19 protein-coding genes are annotated in these 15,647 nt (G+C 59.8%); 7 read left to right on the top strand and 12 right to left on the bottom strand.

The window, feature by feature from the left end; all coding sequences use genetic code 11:
* Positions 1–24 precede the first annotated feature (24 nt).
* The 7 genes from QMK54_RS22430 to soxR form a co-directional block, all read right to left on the bottom strand.
* Positions 25–597, bottom strand: coding sequence for a DUF6162 family protein (locus QMK54_RS22430; RefSeq protein WP_110661843.1), 573 nt, complete (start codon positions 595–597; stop codon positions 25–27).
* Complete coding sequence (locus QMK54_RS22425) at positions 594–923, bottom strand: hypothetical protein (RefSeq protein WP_110661842.1); 330 nt, start codon at positions 921–923, stop codon at positions 594–596. Before QMK54_RS22425 ends, QMK54_RS22430 begins: the two co-directional genes overlap by 4 nt.
* Positions 920–1,462 (bottom strand): thiamine pyrophosphate-binding protein, encoded by a 543-nt coding sequence (locus QMK54_RS22420; protein WP_320401373.1) that lies wholly within the window; start codon positions 1,460–1,462, stop codon positions 920–922. Before QMK54_RS22420 ends, QMK54_RS22425 begins: the two co-directional genes overlap by 4 nt.
* Positions 1,459–2,661 carry a PepSY domain-containing protein gene (locus QMK54_RS22415; RefSeq protein WP_320401372.1) on the bottom strand — a complete coding sequence of 401 codons (1,203 nt, stop codon included), beginning with the start codon at positions 2,659–2,661 and terminating at the stop codon, positions 1,459–1,461. The genes QMK54_RS22420 and QMK54_RS22415 overlap by 4 nt, the downstream gene beginning before the upstream one ends.
* Positions 2,662–2,953: 292 nt before the next feature.
* Positions 2,954–3,829 (bottom strand): alpha/beta fold hydrolase, encoded by an 876-nt coding sequence (locus tag QMK54_RS22410; RefSeq protein ID WP_223590951.1) that lies wholly within the window; start codon positions 3,827–3,829, stop codon positions 2,954–2,956.
* A 156-nt stretch (positions 3,830–3,985) separates the two neighbouring features.
* Positions 3,986–4,444 (bottom strand): VOC family protein, encoded by a 459-nt coding sequence (locus QMK54_RS22405; RefSeq protein ID WP_110659940.1) that lies wholly within the window; start codon positions 4,442–4,444, stop codon positions 3,986–3,988.
* 126 nt (positions 4,445–4,570) lie between these two features.
* Positions 4,571–5,026, bottom strand: a complete 456-nt coding sequence (gene soxR, locus QMK54_RS22400; RefSeq protein WP_110659941.1) for a redox-sensitive transcriptional activator SoxR — start codon at positions 5,024–5,026, stop codon at positions 4,571–4,573.
* 95 nt (positions 5,027–5,121) lie between these two features.
* On the opposite strand from soxR, the gene QMK54_RS22395 reads away from it, so the two are divergent.
* The 5 genes from QMK54_RS22395 (at position 5,122) to QMK54_RS22375 (ending at position 9,833) form a co-directional block, all read left to right on the top strand.
* Complete coding sequence (locus tag QMK54_RS22395) at positions 5,122–5,487, top strand: antibiotic biosynthesis monooxygenase (RefSeq protein ID WP_223590949.1); 366 nt, start codon at positions 5,122–5,124, stop codon at positions 5,485–5,487.
* A gap of 123 nt (positions 5,488–5,610) precedes the next feature.
* Positions 5,611–5,880 (top strand): hypothetical protein, encoded by a 270-nt coding sequence (locus tag QMK54_RS22390; RefSeq protein ID WP_223590947.1) that lies wholly within the window; start codon positions 5,611–5,613, stop codon positions 5,878–5,880.
* 101 nt (positions 5,881–5,981) lie between these two features.
* Complete coding sequence (locus QMK54_RS22385) at positions 5,982–6,596, top strand: LysE family translocator (protein WP_110659943.1); 615 nt, start codon at positions 5,982–5,984, stop codon at positions 6,594–6,596.
* Positions 6,597–6,801: 205 nt separating this feature from the next.
* Positions 6,802–7,959 carry a cysteine desulfurase family protein gene (locus QMK54_RS22380; protein WP_110659944.1) on the top strand — a complete coding sequence of 386 codons (1,158 nt, stop codon included), beginning with the start codon at positions 6,802–6,804 and terminating at the stop codon, positions 7,957–7,959.
* 65 nt (positions 7,960–8,024) lie between these two features.
* Positions 8,025–9,833, top strand: a complete 1,809-nt coding sequence (locus tag QMK54_RS22375) for an aminopeptidase P family protein (protein WP_320401371.1) — start codon at positions 8,025–8,027, stop codon at positions 9,831–9,833.
* Here the strand turns inward: QMK54_RS22375 and QMK54_RS22370 are convergent.
* Entirely contained in the window at positions 9,826–10,743 is a 918-nt protein-coding gene (locus tag QMK54_RS22370) for a LysR family transcriptional regulator (RefSeq protein ID WP_320401370.1), read from the bottom strand. The two genes, QMK54_RS22375 and QMK54_RS22370, sit on opposite strands and share 8 nt — an antisense overlap.
* A 104-nt stretch (positions 10,744–10,847) precedes the next feature.
* Between QMK54_RS22370 and QMK54_RS22365 the strand changes: the two genes are divergently transcribed.
* Positions 10,848–11,846 (top strand): zinc-dependent alcohol dehydrogenase family protein, encoded by a 999-nt coding sequence (locus QMK54_RS22365; RefSeq protein WP_223591082.1) that lies wholly within the window; start codon positions 10,848–10,850, stop codon positions 11,844–11,846.
* Here QMK54_RS22365 and QMK54_RS22360 read toward each other — a convergent pair.
* Both QMK54_RS22360 and QMK54_RS22355 read right to left on the bottom strand, forming a co-directional pair.
* The gene (locus QMK54_RS22360; protein ID WP_223590942.1) at positions 11,843–12,433 is read right to left on the bottom strand and encodes a 2-hydroxychromene-2-carboxylate isomerase; all 591 of its coding nucleotides are present in this window, start codon (positions 12,431–12,433) and stop codon (positions 11,843–11,845) included. The two genes, QMK54_RS22365 and QMK54_RS22360, sit on opposite strands and share 4 nt — an antisense overlap.
* 37 nt (positions 12,434–12,470) lie before the next feature.
* Positions 12,471–13,199 (bottom strand): SDR family oxidoreductase, encoded by a 729-nt coding sequence (locus QMK54_RS22355; protein ID WP_110659948.1) that lies wholly within the window; start codon positions 13,197–13,199, stop codon positions 12,471–12,473.
* A 93-nt stretch (positions 13,200–13,292) separates the two neighbouring features.
* On the opposite strand from QMK54_RS22355, the gene QMK54_RS22350 reads away from it, so the two are divergent.
* Entirely contained in the window at positions 13,293–13,853 is a 561-nt protein-coding gene (locus QMK54_RS22350) for a TetR/AcrR family transcriptional regulator (RefSeq protein WP_110659949.1), read from the top strand.
* Between the two features lie 14 nt (positions 13,854–13,867).
* Here the strand turns inward: QMK54_RS22350 and QMK54_RS22345 are convergent, their stop codons facing one another.
* A complete protein-coding gene (locus QMK54_RS22345; protein WP_110659950.1) occupies positions 13,868–14,149 on the bottom strand; it encodes a hypothetical protein in 282 nt (93 codons plus the stop codon).
* A 169-nt stretch (positions 14,150–14,318) separates the two neighbouring features.
* The gene (rhtA, locus tag QMK54_RS22340) at positions 14,319–15,206 is read right to left on the bottom strand and encodes a threonine/homoserine exporter RhtA (RefSeq protein ID WP_110659951.1); all 888 of its coding nucleotides are present in this window, start codon (positions 15,204–15,206) and stop codon (positions 14,319–14,321) included.
* Between the last annotated feature and the right edge of the window lie 441 nt (positions 15,207–15,647).

Genomic DNA, 15,647 nt, shown 5'->3' with positions numbered 1-15,647 from the left:
TCTTCTCTCGAGTGGGGCGAGGGTTCAGTGCCGGTGCTGGCGGGTCACGCCAGCATCGAATTGCGCGACGATCTGTTGCCAGCCTGTGCTTTCGAGCGAGGCATCGCTGAGGTCAGCCGGAGCCGTGGGCGTGCCGGCGCGGTTGAGCCAGATGTCCGGGGCGGCATCGGTGGCGGTCAGGCGCATCAGGAATGAACCGGCGACCGTCGGCACCTGGCTCTGGCCGAAGTAGGCCTTGGCGTTGAGCAATTGCCAGGCATGGCCGCCACGGCTGACGGAACTGGCGTCCTGGGCAAATGGGGCAAAGCCTTCCTCAGCGAGGACCTCGGGAGTCGGCAGGGTTTGCTGTTCCTGGCGCAGCCAATGAATCTCGTCCAGCGTCACCCGCAAATCGGCATAGATACCTTGCTCAGAGGCACTGAGGTCGCGGCGGGCATCCAGTTGATGGCTGTTGACGCTGCTGACCTCATGGGATTCGCCGCGCCAGAGCACCACAGTCCCTGCGACTGCGAGGATCACCAGGCACATCAGCAGAACGTAGAGGGTTTCGTGGCCGGCACCGGCCGGGCGTACGACTTGGGTTGTTGGAGTGCTCATGGCGCTTCGATGTCCGCTTGGTCGATTTCCACCACGTGACCGGGGCCTGCGTCGAACAGCACGTAGAACTCGGCGCCGGGTTTCTTGAAGGTCAGGGTCGAATCGGCGCCGAGTTTGCCCGGCACCAGAATGGTTTCGTCGTAGCCGATCACATCGAGGGTCACGCCCGGCGCGCCGCTGCCGTCGGAAAAACCGCCGGTGCATTTGATCTGCTCGGCGTCGATGGCCTTGCATTCGCACATCGGGTTGTGGGCCAGGGCGCTGGCGCTGAATCCGCCGCAGAGCACCAGCAACAGGGCTTTGAGCGGGCGAAGTGGGGGGATCATGGTTTGCCTCCTTGTTTGTTCAGCCAGGCGATGGTGGCGGGGGAGGCCTGGCTCAAAGGTATGAATGCCTGATACATGGAGCCGTCCCAGCCTTCCATGGTGATCCACAGCTCGGCGTCGGCCGTGGTTTTTTCCGGGACGGGCAGCGAAGCGCCCATGCGATACGGGGTGCCGAAGAAAATCACCCCGGCAGCACGCAGACTGCGGGGCTTGCCGATGCGCAGGTACGTAGCCTTGACCTGTCCGATGCAGGCATCGCACAGCGCGGCGTTGAAGCCCTTCATGTAGCCGGCCGGGCCATCGAGCGTGGGCGCGGCATTGCGCAGCTCCGCCAGGCGCAGGCTCCAGGGGCCGACCTGGACTTCACCGATTTCCCGTTCGCCCAGGCCACTGTCACCACGCATCAGCGCCTCGTCCGCGAAGTACTTGGGCATGAAACCGAGTGGAATCAGCAGCAACAGGACATTCAGGTGAAAGCGCCATTTGTGCCAGAAAACGCTCAGGCGCGAAGGTTGTGAGGCCGCAATGACTTTGCTCACAGGTTGACCTCCGACGGTTCATTGTTCGTGGCCGGTTGCGCAGCGGTACCACGCGGTTTTTTGTTGCTGCGCTTGAAGGCATTGGCGGTGGCCAGCGCCGTGCGCTTGGTCCAGATCAGCAAGCCGCTGAGCACCATCATGCTCAGCAGCAGACCGAAGAACGCCCAGATCAGCTTGATCCACAGGCCACCGAAGTCCCCGGTGTGCAGCGGGCGCATGGATTCGGTGACGAACTCCAGGGTCGAACGGTCCGAAATCAGGCGCGTGGCGGCGATTTCGCCGTTATACGGGTTGATGGTCGCGGTCTGGAACATCAGCGGATACCAGCCGCGTCCGCCGACATCCAGATGGCTGTAGGCATTGCCTGGCAGGCTGACGAAGCTGGCCTCCAGCCCGGAGATTTTCTGCGTGGCAATTGCAATCGCGCGGTCAAGGTCGATGCGCGGCGCAGGCGAACCATCGGGCGACAGCGGCACCGCTTCACGGGACATCGCCGGAATGATCTTTTCCGTGGATATGGAAATCTGGTTATCGAACAGCAGCGCCTGGATCAGGAACCAGGTACCGGTGATGGAAATGACCGCGATGAACCAGATCGACCAGATGCCGCTCAAGCGGTGGAAGTCGCCCCAGAAAATCCGCGCGCCGTGGCGAATACGCAGGGTCGGGCGGAAAAAACCTTTCCAGAAACGTTTGTAGACCACCAGCCCCGTGACCAGTGAAGCCAGTAGCGGCAGGCCGAGAAACGACACCAGGTACCAGCCCCAGCTATAGCCATTGGTGAACGGCACCAGCCACCAACCGTGCAGGGCGCGGGTGAACGCGCGAAAGTTGAATTCCGGCGCGACACCCTGGATAACGCCGCTGTACGGATTGACGTAAATCACCACCGAGCGCCCATCGGGGTAGCTGACTTCGACATCCAGCGCGAAGTGCGACTCGTCGGGCCGACTGATGCTCTGCACCACGGTCTGCGGCTCGGCCTTGTCGATGGCCTCGATGACCTGCTGATAACTGAGCAGCGGTGCATCGTCCGAGGGCTGGCTGGCGCGCATGGACGGGTTGGCCAGCCAGACGATTTCCTGGCTGAGCACCGCCAGGGTGCCGGTCACGCAGACGATCAGCACGAAAAACCAGATCGGCAACGCCAGCCAGCTATGGACCAGGAACCAGATTTTTGAACGGGACTTCTTTGACATATTGGAGGTCTTGCCTGGATGAGAGGCTGCTCGGCTGCGGGCTTCGCAGGATTGAGGGCCCTGAAGGTCCAGTCGTGGCTTTTGCCTACGCGAAAGGACTGCATCTAGGTAGGACGGATGAGCAGGGGAAATCCCGAACGGAGAAATGAAAGAAAATGTTTCGCATTACCGGAAGCCTGGATTGGGCTTGCTTGCGAAAGTGCCTTGAGGTCAGCGCAGTTGTTGAGGGCGAGGCAGAGAGGGGGAGCGCGGAACAACCCGCGCGCGGTGAGCCCGGCGCGGGAACGAAGACTCAGCGCAGGAAGTCGAGCGCCTCGGCGAGCAACAGTTCAGGGGCTTCTTCGGCAATGTAATGGCCGGCCGGCAAGGCTTTGCCGCGCACGTCGGTTGCCACGTGCTGCCACTCCTCGAGCGGTTCGAAGCAGCGCCCGACCGTACCTTCGGCGCCCCACAACACCAGCAGGGGCAGATTCAGCTGATGGCCGGACTCGATATCGGCGCGGTCGTGGTCCAGGTCAATGCTGGCGCTGGCGCGATAGTCCTCGCAGATGCCGCGTGCAGCCCCTGGCTGTTTCAGGCAGCGCAGGTATTCGCCGAAGGCTTCGTCGGTAAAGGGTTTGAGCCCGGCGCTACGGCTGCCCATGACGCTGCGCAGATAGGACTCCGGATCAGCTTCGATCAGGGTTTCCGGCAATGGTGCCGGACGAATCAGGAAGAACCAGTGCCAATAGGCGCGGGCAAAGGCTTCGTTGGTTTGCGCGTACATCGACAGGGTCGGGGCGATGTCGAGCAGTACCATGCGCCGCACGGCATCTGGATGGTCGAGCGCCAGGCGATGGGCAACCCGGGCACCACGATCGTGGGCGAGGATCGAGAAATGCTCGAACCCCAGGGACTTCATCAACTCGACGGCGTCCCGGGCCATCTCCCGTTTTGAATAGTGGTTATGGTGCTCGTCCGCCGACGGCTTGCCGCTATCGCCGTAACCGCGCAGGTCGGCGGCCACCACGGTGAAGTGTTTGGCCAGTTGCCCGGCGACCTTGTGCCAGATGACATGGGTCTGTGGATGGCCGTGCAGCAACAGCAGGGCAGGCCCGTTACCGCCGATGCGGTAGGCGATATCCACACCGTTGACGTGGCACTGGTCTTTGCGGAATCCGGCAAACATGGGTGACTCCTTGTAATGGTTGCCGCCATCCTGAAATCCCCGGAGGCCGAGAGCAAGGCTCAAAGTGTGGTGTGTTTGTTCATGAACCGTGTACGGCAAGCGGGATCAATGTGGGAGCGGGCTTGCTCGCGAAGAGGCCCGCTCCAACACCGAAGATCAACCCTGCGAAAACATCTCCTTCGCCCGTTGCTCGATCTGTTCCTGGGTCAGGTCTTCCTTGCGAGTGGCGAGGAACCACAGGTGACCGTAGGGATCTTTCAAGGTGCCCGAACGGTCGCCGTAGAATTGATCCTTGACCTCGGACACCACCGTTGCACCGGCATCGATGGCCTGTTTGTAGGACTTGTCGACATCCGTAACGTACAAATGCAGACCCACGGACGGCGAATTGTCCGGATTGCGCAGTGGTCCTTGATCGCAAGGTGTGCCCAGCATGATCGGGCAGTCGCCGATACGCAGTTCGGCGTGACCGACACCGCCATCGGGCATGTTCAGGCGCATGACTTCGATGGCACCGAAGGCTTTTTTGTAGAAGGCGATGGCTTCGGCGGCTTTGTTGATGCCCAGGTAGGGGGTGATGCTGTGATACCCCTCCGGAATGGGTTTGACGCTCATGATGGATCTCCCTGTTCTTGTTGTGTGAATGGAAAGTGCCTGTGCCGTTATACGACCGAATAAATATAGGCCAGTCTCTTTCGCCTCACCGAGCGCCCGACGAGCAGCAACGCCACACAAATGCCATCAGGTCGGCTCCAGCCAGTGCGCCCCCGGCCCGCGTTCCCCCAGCACGTCGCCGGCATTGCGCAATGGACAAGCCTCCATCGACAGGCAACCACAACCGATACAGCCGTTGAGACGATCGCGCAGCAGGGTCAATTGGTTGATGCGCTCATCCAGTTCCCGACTCCATTGCGCCGACAGGATTTTCCAGTCCGCCGCCGTCGGCGCCCGATTGTCGGGCAGACTCTTGAGCGCTTCGCCAATCTCCGCCAAAGGGATCCCCAGGCGCTGGGCAACCTTGATCAACGCCACCCGTCGCAACACTTCCCTCGGATAGCGGCGCTGGTTGCCCTGATTGCGATTGCTTTTGATCAGCCCCCTGGACTCATAGAAGTGCAGCGCCGTGACTGCCACACCGCTGCGCGCCGCGACCTGGCCGACGGTGAGTTCCTTGTGCAGGTTTTCCGGGGTGATCATTTAAAAATTGCCTCTTGACCTCTAGTTAACTAGAGGTTTTACCCTGCACACCTTCGGATCGCAAGATTCGCCTTACATGTGAGTGGGGACATTTCATGCAAGCCTCAGAGAACAATCGCAGCTTTGCCCAACTGATCGAATTCGAGATCGAGCCGCATCAACAGCCCGCGCTGGTGTTGGCCCTGTCGGCCCAGACCGAGCATCTGGCCCGGCAGCACCGTGGCTTTCTCAGTGCCAGTATCCAGGCCAGCGACGATGGCCGACGCGTACTCAATTATCTGCAATGGCAAACCCGAGAAGCAGGGGAGGCCGCGTTCCGGGCCTTTGAAAGCGGCGAAGTGGATTTCTGGCAGTTGATCCGCGCCCATCAGGCGAAGGCGGTGACCTTCGGATCGTTCCAGGTGCTGCACAGTCTGCAGCGCAGCCACGACAACGCACTGCATTGCAGTCTGGTCGGCTGATACAGGCAAGGACAATGATCGCCATTTGCTGATAGGCACTATTGAAAGCGTTGATTTCTGCTGCCCGGGAGGCGCGGGTAGCCTGTGTTCATTGCCTCGAACCCAGTCGCCAGGACGCCAGAAATGAAACCGATGATTGCCACTTTGCTGATGCTCGCCGTCTCTGTACTCGCCGGATGTGCCAGCCATGTTTCCCCGGAGCTTCGTCCTTACACGGCTGAAGAAAGCAAGGAACTGGCGCTGGAAGCGCTGAACCGCCGTGGACTGTCCTTCGATGAATACCACGCGAAGAAAGCCGAACTGCTCGGCCAGCCGCAGAAGTCGTTCGGCTTCGACAACCAGGGTGAAATGAACGCCGGGCGATCTGTACAGCTGCACGGTCGTCCTAGCTGAGGCAAAACTGTACTGCTCCAAGTTTCGCGCAACTGTCCATGGGTTTCGCCCAAGGTGTGCGGTAGGGTCAATACCTGACTGACCCTGACGGACTGCCACCCATGACGCTCTCACTCGATCTGCTGCTGGGCTTCGCCCTGTTTGCCCTCGTCACTTCGATCACGCCCGGCCCGAACAACACCATGTTGCTGGCATCCGGGGTGAACTTCGGCTTCAACCGCACGATTCCGCACATGCTCGGTATCACTTGTGGCTTCTTTGTACTGGTGGTGGCGGTCGGCTTTGGCCTGGGCGCGGTGTTCCAGACTTACCCGTTGCTCTACACCGTGCTGCGTTACGTGGGGGCGGCGTATCTGCTGTATCTGGCGTGGAAAATCGCCCATTCCGGACCGGTCTCGGAGAGCCAGCAAGGCGAGGCGAAACCGATCAGTTATCTGGGCGCCGCCGCGTTCCAATGGGTCAATCCCAAGGCCTGGATCATGGCCATTGGCGCCATCAGCACCTACACGCCGATGCAAGGTTACTTCACTAATGTGATCGTGATCGCTGCCGTCTTTGCCATCATCAACCTGCCGAGTGTCGGTGTCTGGGCCGCTTGCGGCACGCTGTTGCGCAATGTCCTGAAGGACCGTCGCTGGCTGCGCCTGTTCAATTGGGGCATGGCCGCGCTGCTGGTGGTCTCGCTGTATCCGCTGATGCTCGAAAGCTTTAGCTGACGCATTGCTTCAACCGGTTGCCCGATGCCTGTTAAGCTGACTTTTCAGGAGCGTTCCTACGCACTTTTAAATGAAGTAGTTCTTCTTTAACGGCATCCGATCAGGTATTGGTACGTTCTGAAAACAGCGCGCAGCTCACAAGGCTGCGCTTTGCCGTTTGCAGTTACGAGCTTCCTGATCCCGGAACACGCTCTGCGAGTCTTTTATGAATAAACGTCCGTTGTATTTCGATTACGCCGCCACCACGCCGGTGGATGAGCGGGTCATCAAGGTGATGGTCGAATGTCTGGGCTTTACCGGCAATTTCGGCAACCCGGCCTCCAGTTCCCACGTCTTCGGCCAGCAGGCCCGGCAATCGGTCGAACAGGCGCGACGCCAGGTCGCCGAACTGGTCGGCGCGACGCCTGGGCAGATCGTCTGGACCTCCGGCGCCACTGAATCCAACAACCTCGCGCTCAAAGGCGTGGCCCAGGCCCGCGGTACTGGCGGCGGCCATATCATCACCAGCCAGATCGAACACAAGGCCATCCTCGATACCGCCAAACAATTGCAGGATGCCGGTGTCGCCGTGACGTACCTGGTGCCGGACGCCGAGGGGCTGATTACCGCGCAAGCGGTCAGCGAAGCCATGCGCGAGGACACTTTCCTGGTGTCGCTGATGCTGGTCAACAACGAGCTGGGCACCCTCAACGATATTCCCGCCATCGGTCAGGTCGTGCGTGATCGCGGGGCGTTGTTCCATGTCGACGCCGCACAGGGCGCGGGCAAAGTGGCGATCGACCTCGCGCAGTGGGCAGTGGACCTGATGTCGTTTTCCGCGCACAAGCTCTATGGCCCCAAAGGCATCGGTGCGTTGTACGTCGGTCCGCGCGCCCAGCAGCGTTTGCAGGCGCAGATCCATGGTGGCGGGCATGAGGGCGGTTTGCGATCCGGTACTCTGGCGACCCATCAGATTGTCGCCATGGGCTCGGCTTTCGCCTTGGCGGCCGCCTCTTTTGATGAAGAGAAAGCCGTTATCGTGTATTTGCGTGAGCGCTTGCTCGAGCAGTTGTCGAGCATTCCCGGCGTGCGGCTCAATGGCAGCCCGACCCGGCGCATCCCCCATACCCTGAGCCTGACCTTCGCAGAAGGTGAGTTCAACCCGGCAGCGTTGCAGGCCTCGATTGCGTTTTCCGCGACCTCGGCCTGCAACTCCGCGAGCAATGCCCCATCCCATGTACTGCTGGCCCTGGGGCACGACGCCCGCTCGGCCAGTCGCACCATCCGCTTGAGTCTCGGGCGTTTTACCACCGAGCAGGACATCGACCAGGCGGTTCAACTGATCAAGGCGGCCTGCGCCAGTGCTCCGGCATTCTGGCAGTAGGGCGACGAAGCGCCGGCGCTGATCGGCACTCAACAATAATGATGAAGTGGTTAGCAGGAGACACGATGAATACGCAGCTTTCGATCAATGGATCGGTGCCCCAGCGCCTGGCGCAAACCCGCGAGCTGATGAGCCGGGAAGGCATTCACGCCTTGCTGGTGCCGTCGGCCGACCCGCACCTGTCCGAGTACCTGCCGGGTTACTGGCAGGGGCGCCAGTGGTTGTCGGGCTTCCATGGTTCGGTCGGCACGCTGATCGTGACCCCGGATTTTGCCGGCGTCTGGGCCGACAGCCGTTACTGGGAGCAGGCGACCAAGGAACTCAAGGGCAGCGGCATTGACCTGGTCAAGCTGCAACCGGGTCAACCCGGGCCACTGGAATGGCTAGCCGAGCAAACTCCCGAGGGTGGCGTTGTGGCAGTCGATGGCGCGGTCATGGCCGTGGCTTCGGCACGGACCCTGGGCAGCAAACTTGAAGAGCGTGGCGCCCGTCTGCGCACCGACATCGACCTGTTGAGCGGTGTCTGGAGCGACCGCCCAGGTCTGCCGAACGAACCGATCTATCAACACCTGCCACCGCAAGCGACGGTCAGTCGTGGCGAAAAACTCGCCCAACTGCGTGAAACCCTTCAGGCGCGGGGTGCCGACTGGCATTTCATCGCCACACTGGATGACATCGCCTGGCTGTTCAACCTGCGCGGCGGCGACGTGTCGTTCAACCCGGTATTCGTTTCCTTTGCCCTGATCAATCAGCAACAGGCCACGCTGTTCGTGGCCTTGAGCAAGGTCAGCGCCGAGTTGCGTGCAGTCCTCGAACAGGACGGCGTGACCTTGCGCGACTACAGCGAAGTTGCCGCTGCACTGCGCGCCGTGCCGAGTGGCGCGAGCCTGCAAGTCGACCCTGCGCGGGTCACGGCGGGGTTGCTGGACAACCTCGACAGCGGGGTGAAACTGATCGAAGGGCTGAACCCGACCACCCTGGCCAAATCGCAAAAAAGCCTGGCCGATGCCGAACACATCCGTCAGGCCATGGAACAGGACGGTGCAGCGCTGTGCGAATTCTTCGCCTGGCTGGACTCGGCACTGGGGCGCGAGCGCATCACCGAACTGACCATTGATGAAAAACTCACCGCCGCCCGTGAGCGCCGTCCGGACTACGTGTCGCTGAGCTTCAACACCATCGCCGCGTACAACGCCAATGGCGCGATGCCGCACTACCACGCCACCGAAGAAGAGCACGCGGTGGTCGAAGGCGACGGTCTGTTGCTGATCGACTCCGGCGGCCAGTACCTGGGGGGCACTACCGACATCACGCGGATGGTCGCGGTGGGCACTCCGACCGATGAGCAAAAGCGCGATTGCACCCGCGTGCTCAAGGGCGTGATTGCCCTGTCCCGCGCGCAGTTCCCCAAAGGCATTCTGTCGCCGCTGCTCGATGCCATCGCCCGCGCGCCTATCTGGGCGGAAAGTGTCGACTACGGTCATGGCACCGGTCATGGCGTTGGCTACTTCCTGAACGTCCACGAAGGTCCGCAAGTCATCGCTTACCAGGCTGCACCTGCACCGCAAACCGCGATGCAACCCGGCATGATCACCTCCATTGAACCGGGCACCTATCGTCCGGGTCGTTGGGGTGTGCGGATCGAAAACCTGGCGATGAACCGTGAGGCGGGTAAAAGCGAATTCGGCGAGTTCCTGAAGTTTGAAACGCTGACCCTGTGCCCGATCGATACGCGTTGCCTGGAAACGTCGCTGCTGAGCGAAGACGAAAAGCAGTGGTTCAACGCCTACCACGCCGAAGTGCGCGAGCGTCTGAGCCCGTTGGTCGAGGGCGCTGCGCTGGATTGGTTGAATACCCGTACTGCGGCTATCTGATGTGAAGCTCGGGCGCGTTATCCAGCGCCTGAGTCATGTAGTCGACAAAGGCTTTGACCCTGGCGGATTGGCGACGATTCGCCGGGGATACGGCATAAATTGGCAGCGACAACGTACTGTAATCCTGCAAAATCGCGCTCACCCGGCCGGCGCCCAGGTCTTCGCTGAACAGCCACACCGGTGACAGCGCAATCCCCAATCCCCCCAGCACCATTTCGCGGATCGCCTCGGAACTGTTGCTCTGCGCATTGCCCTTGATCCGCACTTCGTAGCGTTGGGCGTCTTTTGTGTACACCCACAGGTTTTGGCTATTCAGCAGGTTGAACATCAGGCAGTTGTGCCTGCCCAGTTCCTGCGGTGTTTGCGGTTGGCCGTTTTGCCTGACGTAGTCAGGTGAGGCGACGGTTACCCGATGGGTCGTGCCGACAAGGCGAGCGATCAGGCCGTTGTCGTTCAGGGCACCGATCCGGAATGTCACGTCCAGCCCCTCGCTGACCAGGTCCTGGTTCTGATCACTCAATTGCAAATCTATCTGTACGTCGGGGTAGTGTTTGAGAAATTCCGGTAACCGGGGGGCGATCTGCAAGCGGCCGAAACTGACCGACGAGCCGATTTTCAACGGACCGACGACCCTTTCCCGACCGGATTGAAAGCTATGTTCCGCCGCGTCCACGGCGGCGAGGATGAGTCGGCATTCGTTGTAGTACCGCTGACCTTCGTCCGTCAGGGATAGCTTGCGCGTACTGCGGGCAATCAGCTTTCCGCCCAATCGGGTTTCCAGTGCTTGCAACACTTTGCTGATGGTCGGCTGGCTGGTCTGCATCTCCCGGGCTACGGCGGAAAAACTGCCCCGTTCGACCACCCGCACGAAAACCGCCATTGCATTGAGTTTGTCCACGGAACTTCTCATTGATGCCGTAATGGAATGGTCACTATAGCGATATGGCGTCTTATCGGCATGAATTGAGCAAGACAAAATCAGTCCTGCATTCACTACTGATGGGACATGGCGAAATGACTGACTCACTGAATATGCGCGCTTTGATGGTCGACTCGGCCAATGCGCCTTTACGTCTGGTTTCGATCCCACGGCCCGTGCCGCAGGCGGGGCAGGTATTGGTCAGGATCAAGGCCAGTGGTGTCAATCCGCTGGATGGCAAAATCCGCTCCGGGCAGGCGGCCCATGCGGCTCAACCATTGCCGGCGATACTGGGGATGGATCTGGCTGGAACCGTAGAGGCGTTGGGGGAGGACGTCAGAGGCTGGCTGCCGGGGGACGAGGTGTACACCATGGCCACCGGTATTGGTGGTGTTCAAGGATCATTGGCCGAGTACGCGGTGGTCGACGCACGACTGTTGGCTCGAAAACCACACAACCTGAGCATGCGTGAGGCTGCCGGTTTGCCGCTGGTGCTGATCACCGCCTGGGAAGGTCTGGTGGACAGGGCTCGTGTTCGGCCCGGGCAGAAGGTATTGATCCATGGTGGCGCCGGTGGTGTTGGCCATGTTGCGGTGCAAATCGCCCGCGCTTTTGGCGCAGAAGTTTTTGCCACGGGCTCTGCGGGGCAGCAATCGATCATCGAAGGGGTCGGCGCGACGTTTATCGATTACCGCAAGTCTTCGGTTGCAGACTATGTGGCTGAGCATACGACGGGCGAGGGCTTCGACATTGTCTATGACACCGTGGGGGGTGAAACGCTGGATGCGTCATTCAAGGCGGCACGGATGTATCACGGTCATGTGCTCAGTTGCCTGGGGTGGGGGCAGCACAGCCTGGCACCGCTTTCCTTTCGCGGGGCGTCTTACTCCGGTGTCTTCACTTTGCTGCCGCTTCTGACCGGCAAGGGGCGTGAGCATCACGGAGAGATTCTGCACGAGGCGGCGCGGTTGATTGAGGCGGGCAAGCTCATGCCGTTGCTTGACCCGCACTCCTTCACGCTGGAATCGGCAGAAACCGCCCATGAACTGCTCTTGTCGGGAGCGGCAAAGGGGCGGTTGGTGGTCGAGATTTAACTCAGGGCCTCGAGTACGAAGTCCAGTCGATCCTGGCCGAAGTACAGCTGGTTATCGACAAACATGCTCGGTACGCCGAACACGCCGCGCTGCACCGCTTTCTCGGTATTGTCCTTGAGGGTTGCCTTGACTGTTTCGTCGGCGGTCAGTGCGAGCACTTCATTGGGATCGAAACCGTTGCCGCTCAGCACCGCCGCTACGGTTTCCGGGTCATTGAGGTTGCGGCCGTCGACCCACAGGGCGTTGAACAGGCAGTCAATGAAGGCGATAAAGCGCTCGGGATGGTGCAACTGAATGCCGGTCACGGCACGCATCAGCATGAGGGTGTTGATCGGGAAATGCGGATTGAATTTCAGTGGCACGCCGTAGCGCCGGGCATAACGGTCGAGGTCCTGAATCATGTGGCGGCCCTTGGCCGGAATGGTCGCCGGGGAGGCGTTGCCGGTGGCCTTGAACACACCGCCAAGCAGAATCGGAATGTAGATCAACTGGCTGTCAGTTTGCTTACAGATTGCCGGTAGCTGGGTATACGCCAGGTAGGTGGTGGGGCTGCCCAGGTCAAAAAGGAATTCCACGGTTTTGCTCATGGTCGGTGCGCTCTGCTTATTGTTGTAGGGGGAGGGCTTACCAGCGTTCGCTCCAGGGGCGAAGGTCCAACTCGAAGGTCCAGGCATCGCGGGGCTGGCTGTGCAGGTACCAGTAGTTTTCGGCAATGTGTTCGGGGTTGAGGATGCCGTCCTGATCCTTGGTCGCGTATTTCTCGGGGAAGCTGTCGCGGATGAAGTCCGTATCGATGGCGCCATCGACGACGACATGGGCAACGTGAATGTTCATCGGCCCCAGTTCACGAGCCATGCTCTGCGCCAATGCACGGATCCCGTGCTTGGCGCCGGCGAATGCGGCAAAGCCGGCGGCACCGCGCAGGCCGGCGGTGGCACCGGTGAACAGGATCGTGCCGCGTTGGCGCTTGGCCATGCGTTTGGCCACTTCCCGGGCATTGAGAAACCCCGAGAAACAGGCCATTTCCCAGATCTTGAAATACTTGCGGGCGGTTTCTTCGAGAATGCTGCACGGCACGTTGGCGCCGATGTTGAACACGAACGCCTCGATGGGCCCGATCTCGCTCTCAATCTGCTCAACCAACGCAATTACGTCTTCCTCCTTGCGTGCATCGCAGGCAAAACCATGGGCCTCGCCGCCAAAGGCCGTGATGGCATCCACCAGTGGCTGGAGCTTGTCCGCGCTGCGGCGGGTGACACAGGCGACAAATCCCTCCTGGGCAAAACGCTTGGCAATGGCGCCGCCCGTGGCATCACCTGCACCGACGACCAGTACGACCTTCTTGTTATTCATGGGTAGATCCCTTTTGGTAAACGATCGTTAACTAAACGAACGTTATGCTATGATTCGACAGGCGTCAAGATGAGCAATTTAAGGGGAAGGGCAATGCGTTATTCGGCCAATCACAAGCTGGAAACCAGACAAAGGCTGCTGGAAAGCAGTGCGGTATCGGCCAAGAAATCGGGATTTTCAACGGTGGGCGTGGACGGCCTGATGAAAGCGATTGGCTTGAGCGGCGGCGCTTTCTACAGCCACTTCTCGTCTAAGGATGAGTTGTTTGCGAGCATTGTCGAGCGTGAGCTGTGCCAAAGCATGGCGCGACTGGGGGAAGGGCAGGACCGTGACAAGCTTGAGCGTTGCTTGAAGCAGTACCTGAGCATGTCTCACGTCGAGAATCCTGAATCCGGTTGTGCATTGCCGGCATTGGGGGCGGAAATTGCCCGCTCCGACGTGACTGTCCGTCAGCAGGCGGAGCACTGGATTTGTCGGCTACAGGAAAGTTGGGCGGGGGTTCTGCAAAGCGACAGCCTGGCGTGGGCAATTCTGTCGCAATGTATTGGCGCGCTGGTCGTGGCGCGCATGCTGGCTAGTCCGGATATCCAGCGCACAGTGCTGAAGTCCAGCTACGAGGAAATTGGCCGTCAGATCGCAAGTCCGAGAACCTGACGCGACGGCCCTGCCTATTTGCAGATGACAATCATGCTGCGGCTGGTATAGCCCGCAGGATTGAGGCCAAACGGGTAGTCGCCGGGTTCTTCCACGGCATCTCCCGACTTGGCAATGACCTTGTATCCCTTGGGTGCGCAGGAGTTGGCGGCGCTGGCGTAGCACTTGTCCCAGGACGAAGACAGTCCGGAACAGTTGATATGTAGCCCTTTCTTGCCATGCTTGATCTGTGTTTCCGAGGTCGCTGCGCAGCCCGCAATTGCAAGTACGGCGATCAGTATCAAAAATCGTTTCATTACTGTCCTTATAGCGTCCCCGGATCTTGTGCCCGAGTCTGGCTGCATTCGCTTTCGCTTGAAGCGTACCGACATCCCTATCTGAAATAGTCCATGGTATGACTCTGGGTTGCGGGGCTAAACATGGCCTAATTGATCGGTAAATACCAGACCTTCGTCATATCAACTATCAATCTGCCGCTACTGCTGGCCTGGTGGAAGTGCTCATGGTCATGGTTGCGCCAACGGATGCCAGAATGATGCACATGATTGCCATCCACTGCGACAGCGAGAGGTATTCATGAAGGAACAGCAAGCCCGATAAGGCGCCGAAGGCGGGCTCGATGCTCATCAGCGTGCCGAAGGTGCGGGCCGGCATGCGGGTCAGGGCGACCATCTCGAGGGTATAGGGGAGGGCTGTGGACAAGACGGCGACGCCGAGGGCCACGGGGATCAATGAAGGCGTCAGCAAAGCGGAACCCGCATGGACGATGCCGATAGGGGCGACGAAGAGCGCAGCGATCATTACCCCCAGTGCGGCGGTTTGCACACCATTATCGGCCCCCGCTTTTTGGCCGAACAAAATGTACAGTGCCCAGCAGACGCCTGCTCCCAAGGCATAACCGGCGCCTACCAGATCGATTCCCGCGCTCGCCTCTCCCGTCGGTATCAGTAGCAGCAAACCGACGGCAGCCAGGGCGATCCACAAAAAGTCGATCGCGCGACGCGAGGCGTAGATCGCCACAGCCAGAGGGCCGGTGAATTCAAGCGCCACTGCGATGCCCAGCGGGACTGTTTGCAAGGACATATAGAAGAGGAAGTTCATTCCACCCAGCGCCATCCCGTAGACGATGACGGTGCGCAGGGATCTGGCGGTGAGTTTTGCCCGCCATGGACGCAGTATCAGCATCATGATCACGCTGGCAAAAATCAGCCGCAACGTTGTCGTCCCTTGAGGACCAACAACGGAGAACATGCTTTTGGCCAGGGAGGCTCCGGACTGGATCGACGCCATGGCTATGAGCAGCAGTCCGACCGAGAACAGTGTGGAGGCTAGGCTGCGAGGCTGATCATTCATTGCGTGGCATCGTCCGAAATATGGGAATCAAGGTCGTTTCTAATTGTGTTGGGCAATATACTGCGCATTCCCTGCAGGCGCGTCTATATATAAGCAGTGTTTTTGCACATATCGATAGAAACCTGAATCAGTGCTTGACGGCAGATTTCAGATCTCTATAATTCGCCCCACTTCCGGCGCAGTCGAAACGGAAAACTCCTTGGTAAACAACGAGTTACGCAGTTTTTGACAGCAGGTTGCTTCAGTTCATCGAAGCCAAAAGGAAGTTGAAAAAGAGGTGTTGACAGCAGCGTGTAACGCTGTAGAATTCGCCTCCCGCTGATGAGAGATCTGAAGCGCAAGTGGTTGAAGTTGTTAAGGAAATCCTTGAAAACTTCTGAAAAATACCACTTGACAGCAAATGAGGCTGCTGTAGAATGCGCGCCTCGGTTGAGATGAAAG

This window comes from Pseudomonas sp. P5_109, assembly GCF_034009455.1.
Classification (GTDB): Bacteria; Pseudomonadota; Gammaproteobacteria; order Pseudomonadales; family Pseudomonadaceae; genus Aquipseudomonas.
This window is presented reverse-complemented; position numbering and strand designations above follow the sequence as displayed.

Coding starts and splice junctions, on each gene's coding strand:
- QMK54_RS22350 (WP_110659949.1), top strand. CDS start 13,293: ATGCGTTATTCGGCCAATCACAAGCTGGAAACCAGACAAAGGCTGCTG.
- QMK54_RS22430 (WP_110661843.1), bottom strand. CDS start 597: ATGAGCACTCCAACAACCCAAGTCGTACGCCCGGCCGGTGCCGGCCAC.
- QMK54_RS22355 (WP_110659948.1), bottom strand. CDS start 13,199: ATGAATAACAAGAAGGTCGTACTGGTCGTCGGTGCAGGTGATGCCACG.
- QMK54_RS22415 (WP_320401372.1), bottom strand. CDS start 2,661: ATGTCAAAGAAGTCCCGTTCAAAAATCTGGTTCCTGGTCCATAGCTGG.
- QMK54_RS22375 (WP_320401371.1), top strand. CDS start 8,025: ATGAATACGCAGCTTTCGATCAATGGATCGGTGCCCCAGCGCCTGGCG.
- QMK54_RS22380 (WP_110659944.1), top strand. CDS start 6,802: ATGAATAAACGTCCGTTGTATTTCGATTACGCCGCCACCACGCCGGTG.
- rhtA (WP_110659951.1), bottom strand. CDS start 15,206: ATGAATGATCAGCCTCGCAGCCTAGCCTCCACACTGTTCTCGGTCGGA.
- QMK54_RS22410 (WP_223590951.1), bottom strand. CDS start 3,829: ATGTTTGCCGGATTCCGCAAAGACCAGTGCCACGTCAACGGTGTGGAT.
- QMK54_RS22425 (WP_110661842.1), bottom strand. CDS start 923: ATGATCCCCCCACTTCGCCCGCTCAAAGCCCTGTTGCTGGTGCTCTGC.
- soxR (WP_110659941.1), bottom strand. CDS start 5,026: ATGATCACCCCGGAAAACCTGCACAAGGAACTCACCGTCGGCCAGGTC.
- QMK54_RS22405 (WP_110659940.1), bottom strand. CDS start 4,444: ATGAGCGTCAAACCCATTCCGGAGGGGTATCACAGCATCACCCCCTAC.
- QMK54_RS22345 (WP_110659950.1), bottom strand. CDS start 14,149: ATGAAACGATTTTTGATACTGATCGCCGTACTTGCAATTGCGGGCTGC.
- QMK54_RS22370 (WP_320401370.1), bottom strand. CDS start 10,743: ATGAGAAGTTCCGTGGACAAACTCAATGCAATGGCGGTTTTCGTGCGG.
- QMK54_RS22360 (WP_223590942.1), bottom strand. CDS start 12,433: ATGAGCAAAACCGTGGAATTCCTTTTTGACCTGGGCAGCCCCACCACC.
- QMK54_RS22395 (WP_223590949.1), top strand. CDS start 5,122: ATGCAAGCCTCAGAGAACAATCGCAGCTTTGCCCAACTGATCGAATTC.
- QMK54_RS22385 (WP_110659943.1), top strand. CDS start 5,982: ATGACGCTCTCACTCGATCTGCTGCTGGGCTTCGCCCTGTTTGCCCTC.
- QMK54_RS22390 (WP_223590947.1), top strand. CDS start 5,611: ATGAAACCGATGATTGCCACTTTGCTGATGCTCGCCGTCTCTGTACTC.
- QMK54_RS22365 (WP_223591082.1), top strand. CDS start 10,848: ATGACTGACTCACTGAATATGCGCGCTTTGATGGTCGACTCGGCCAAT.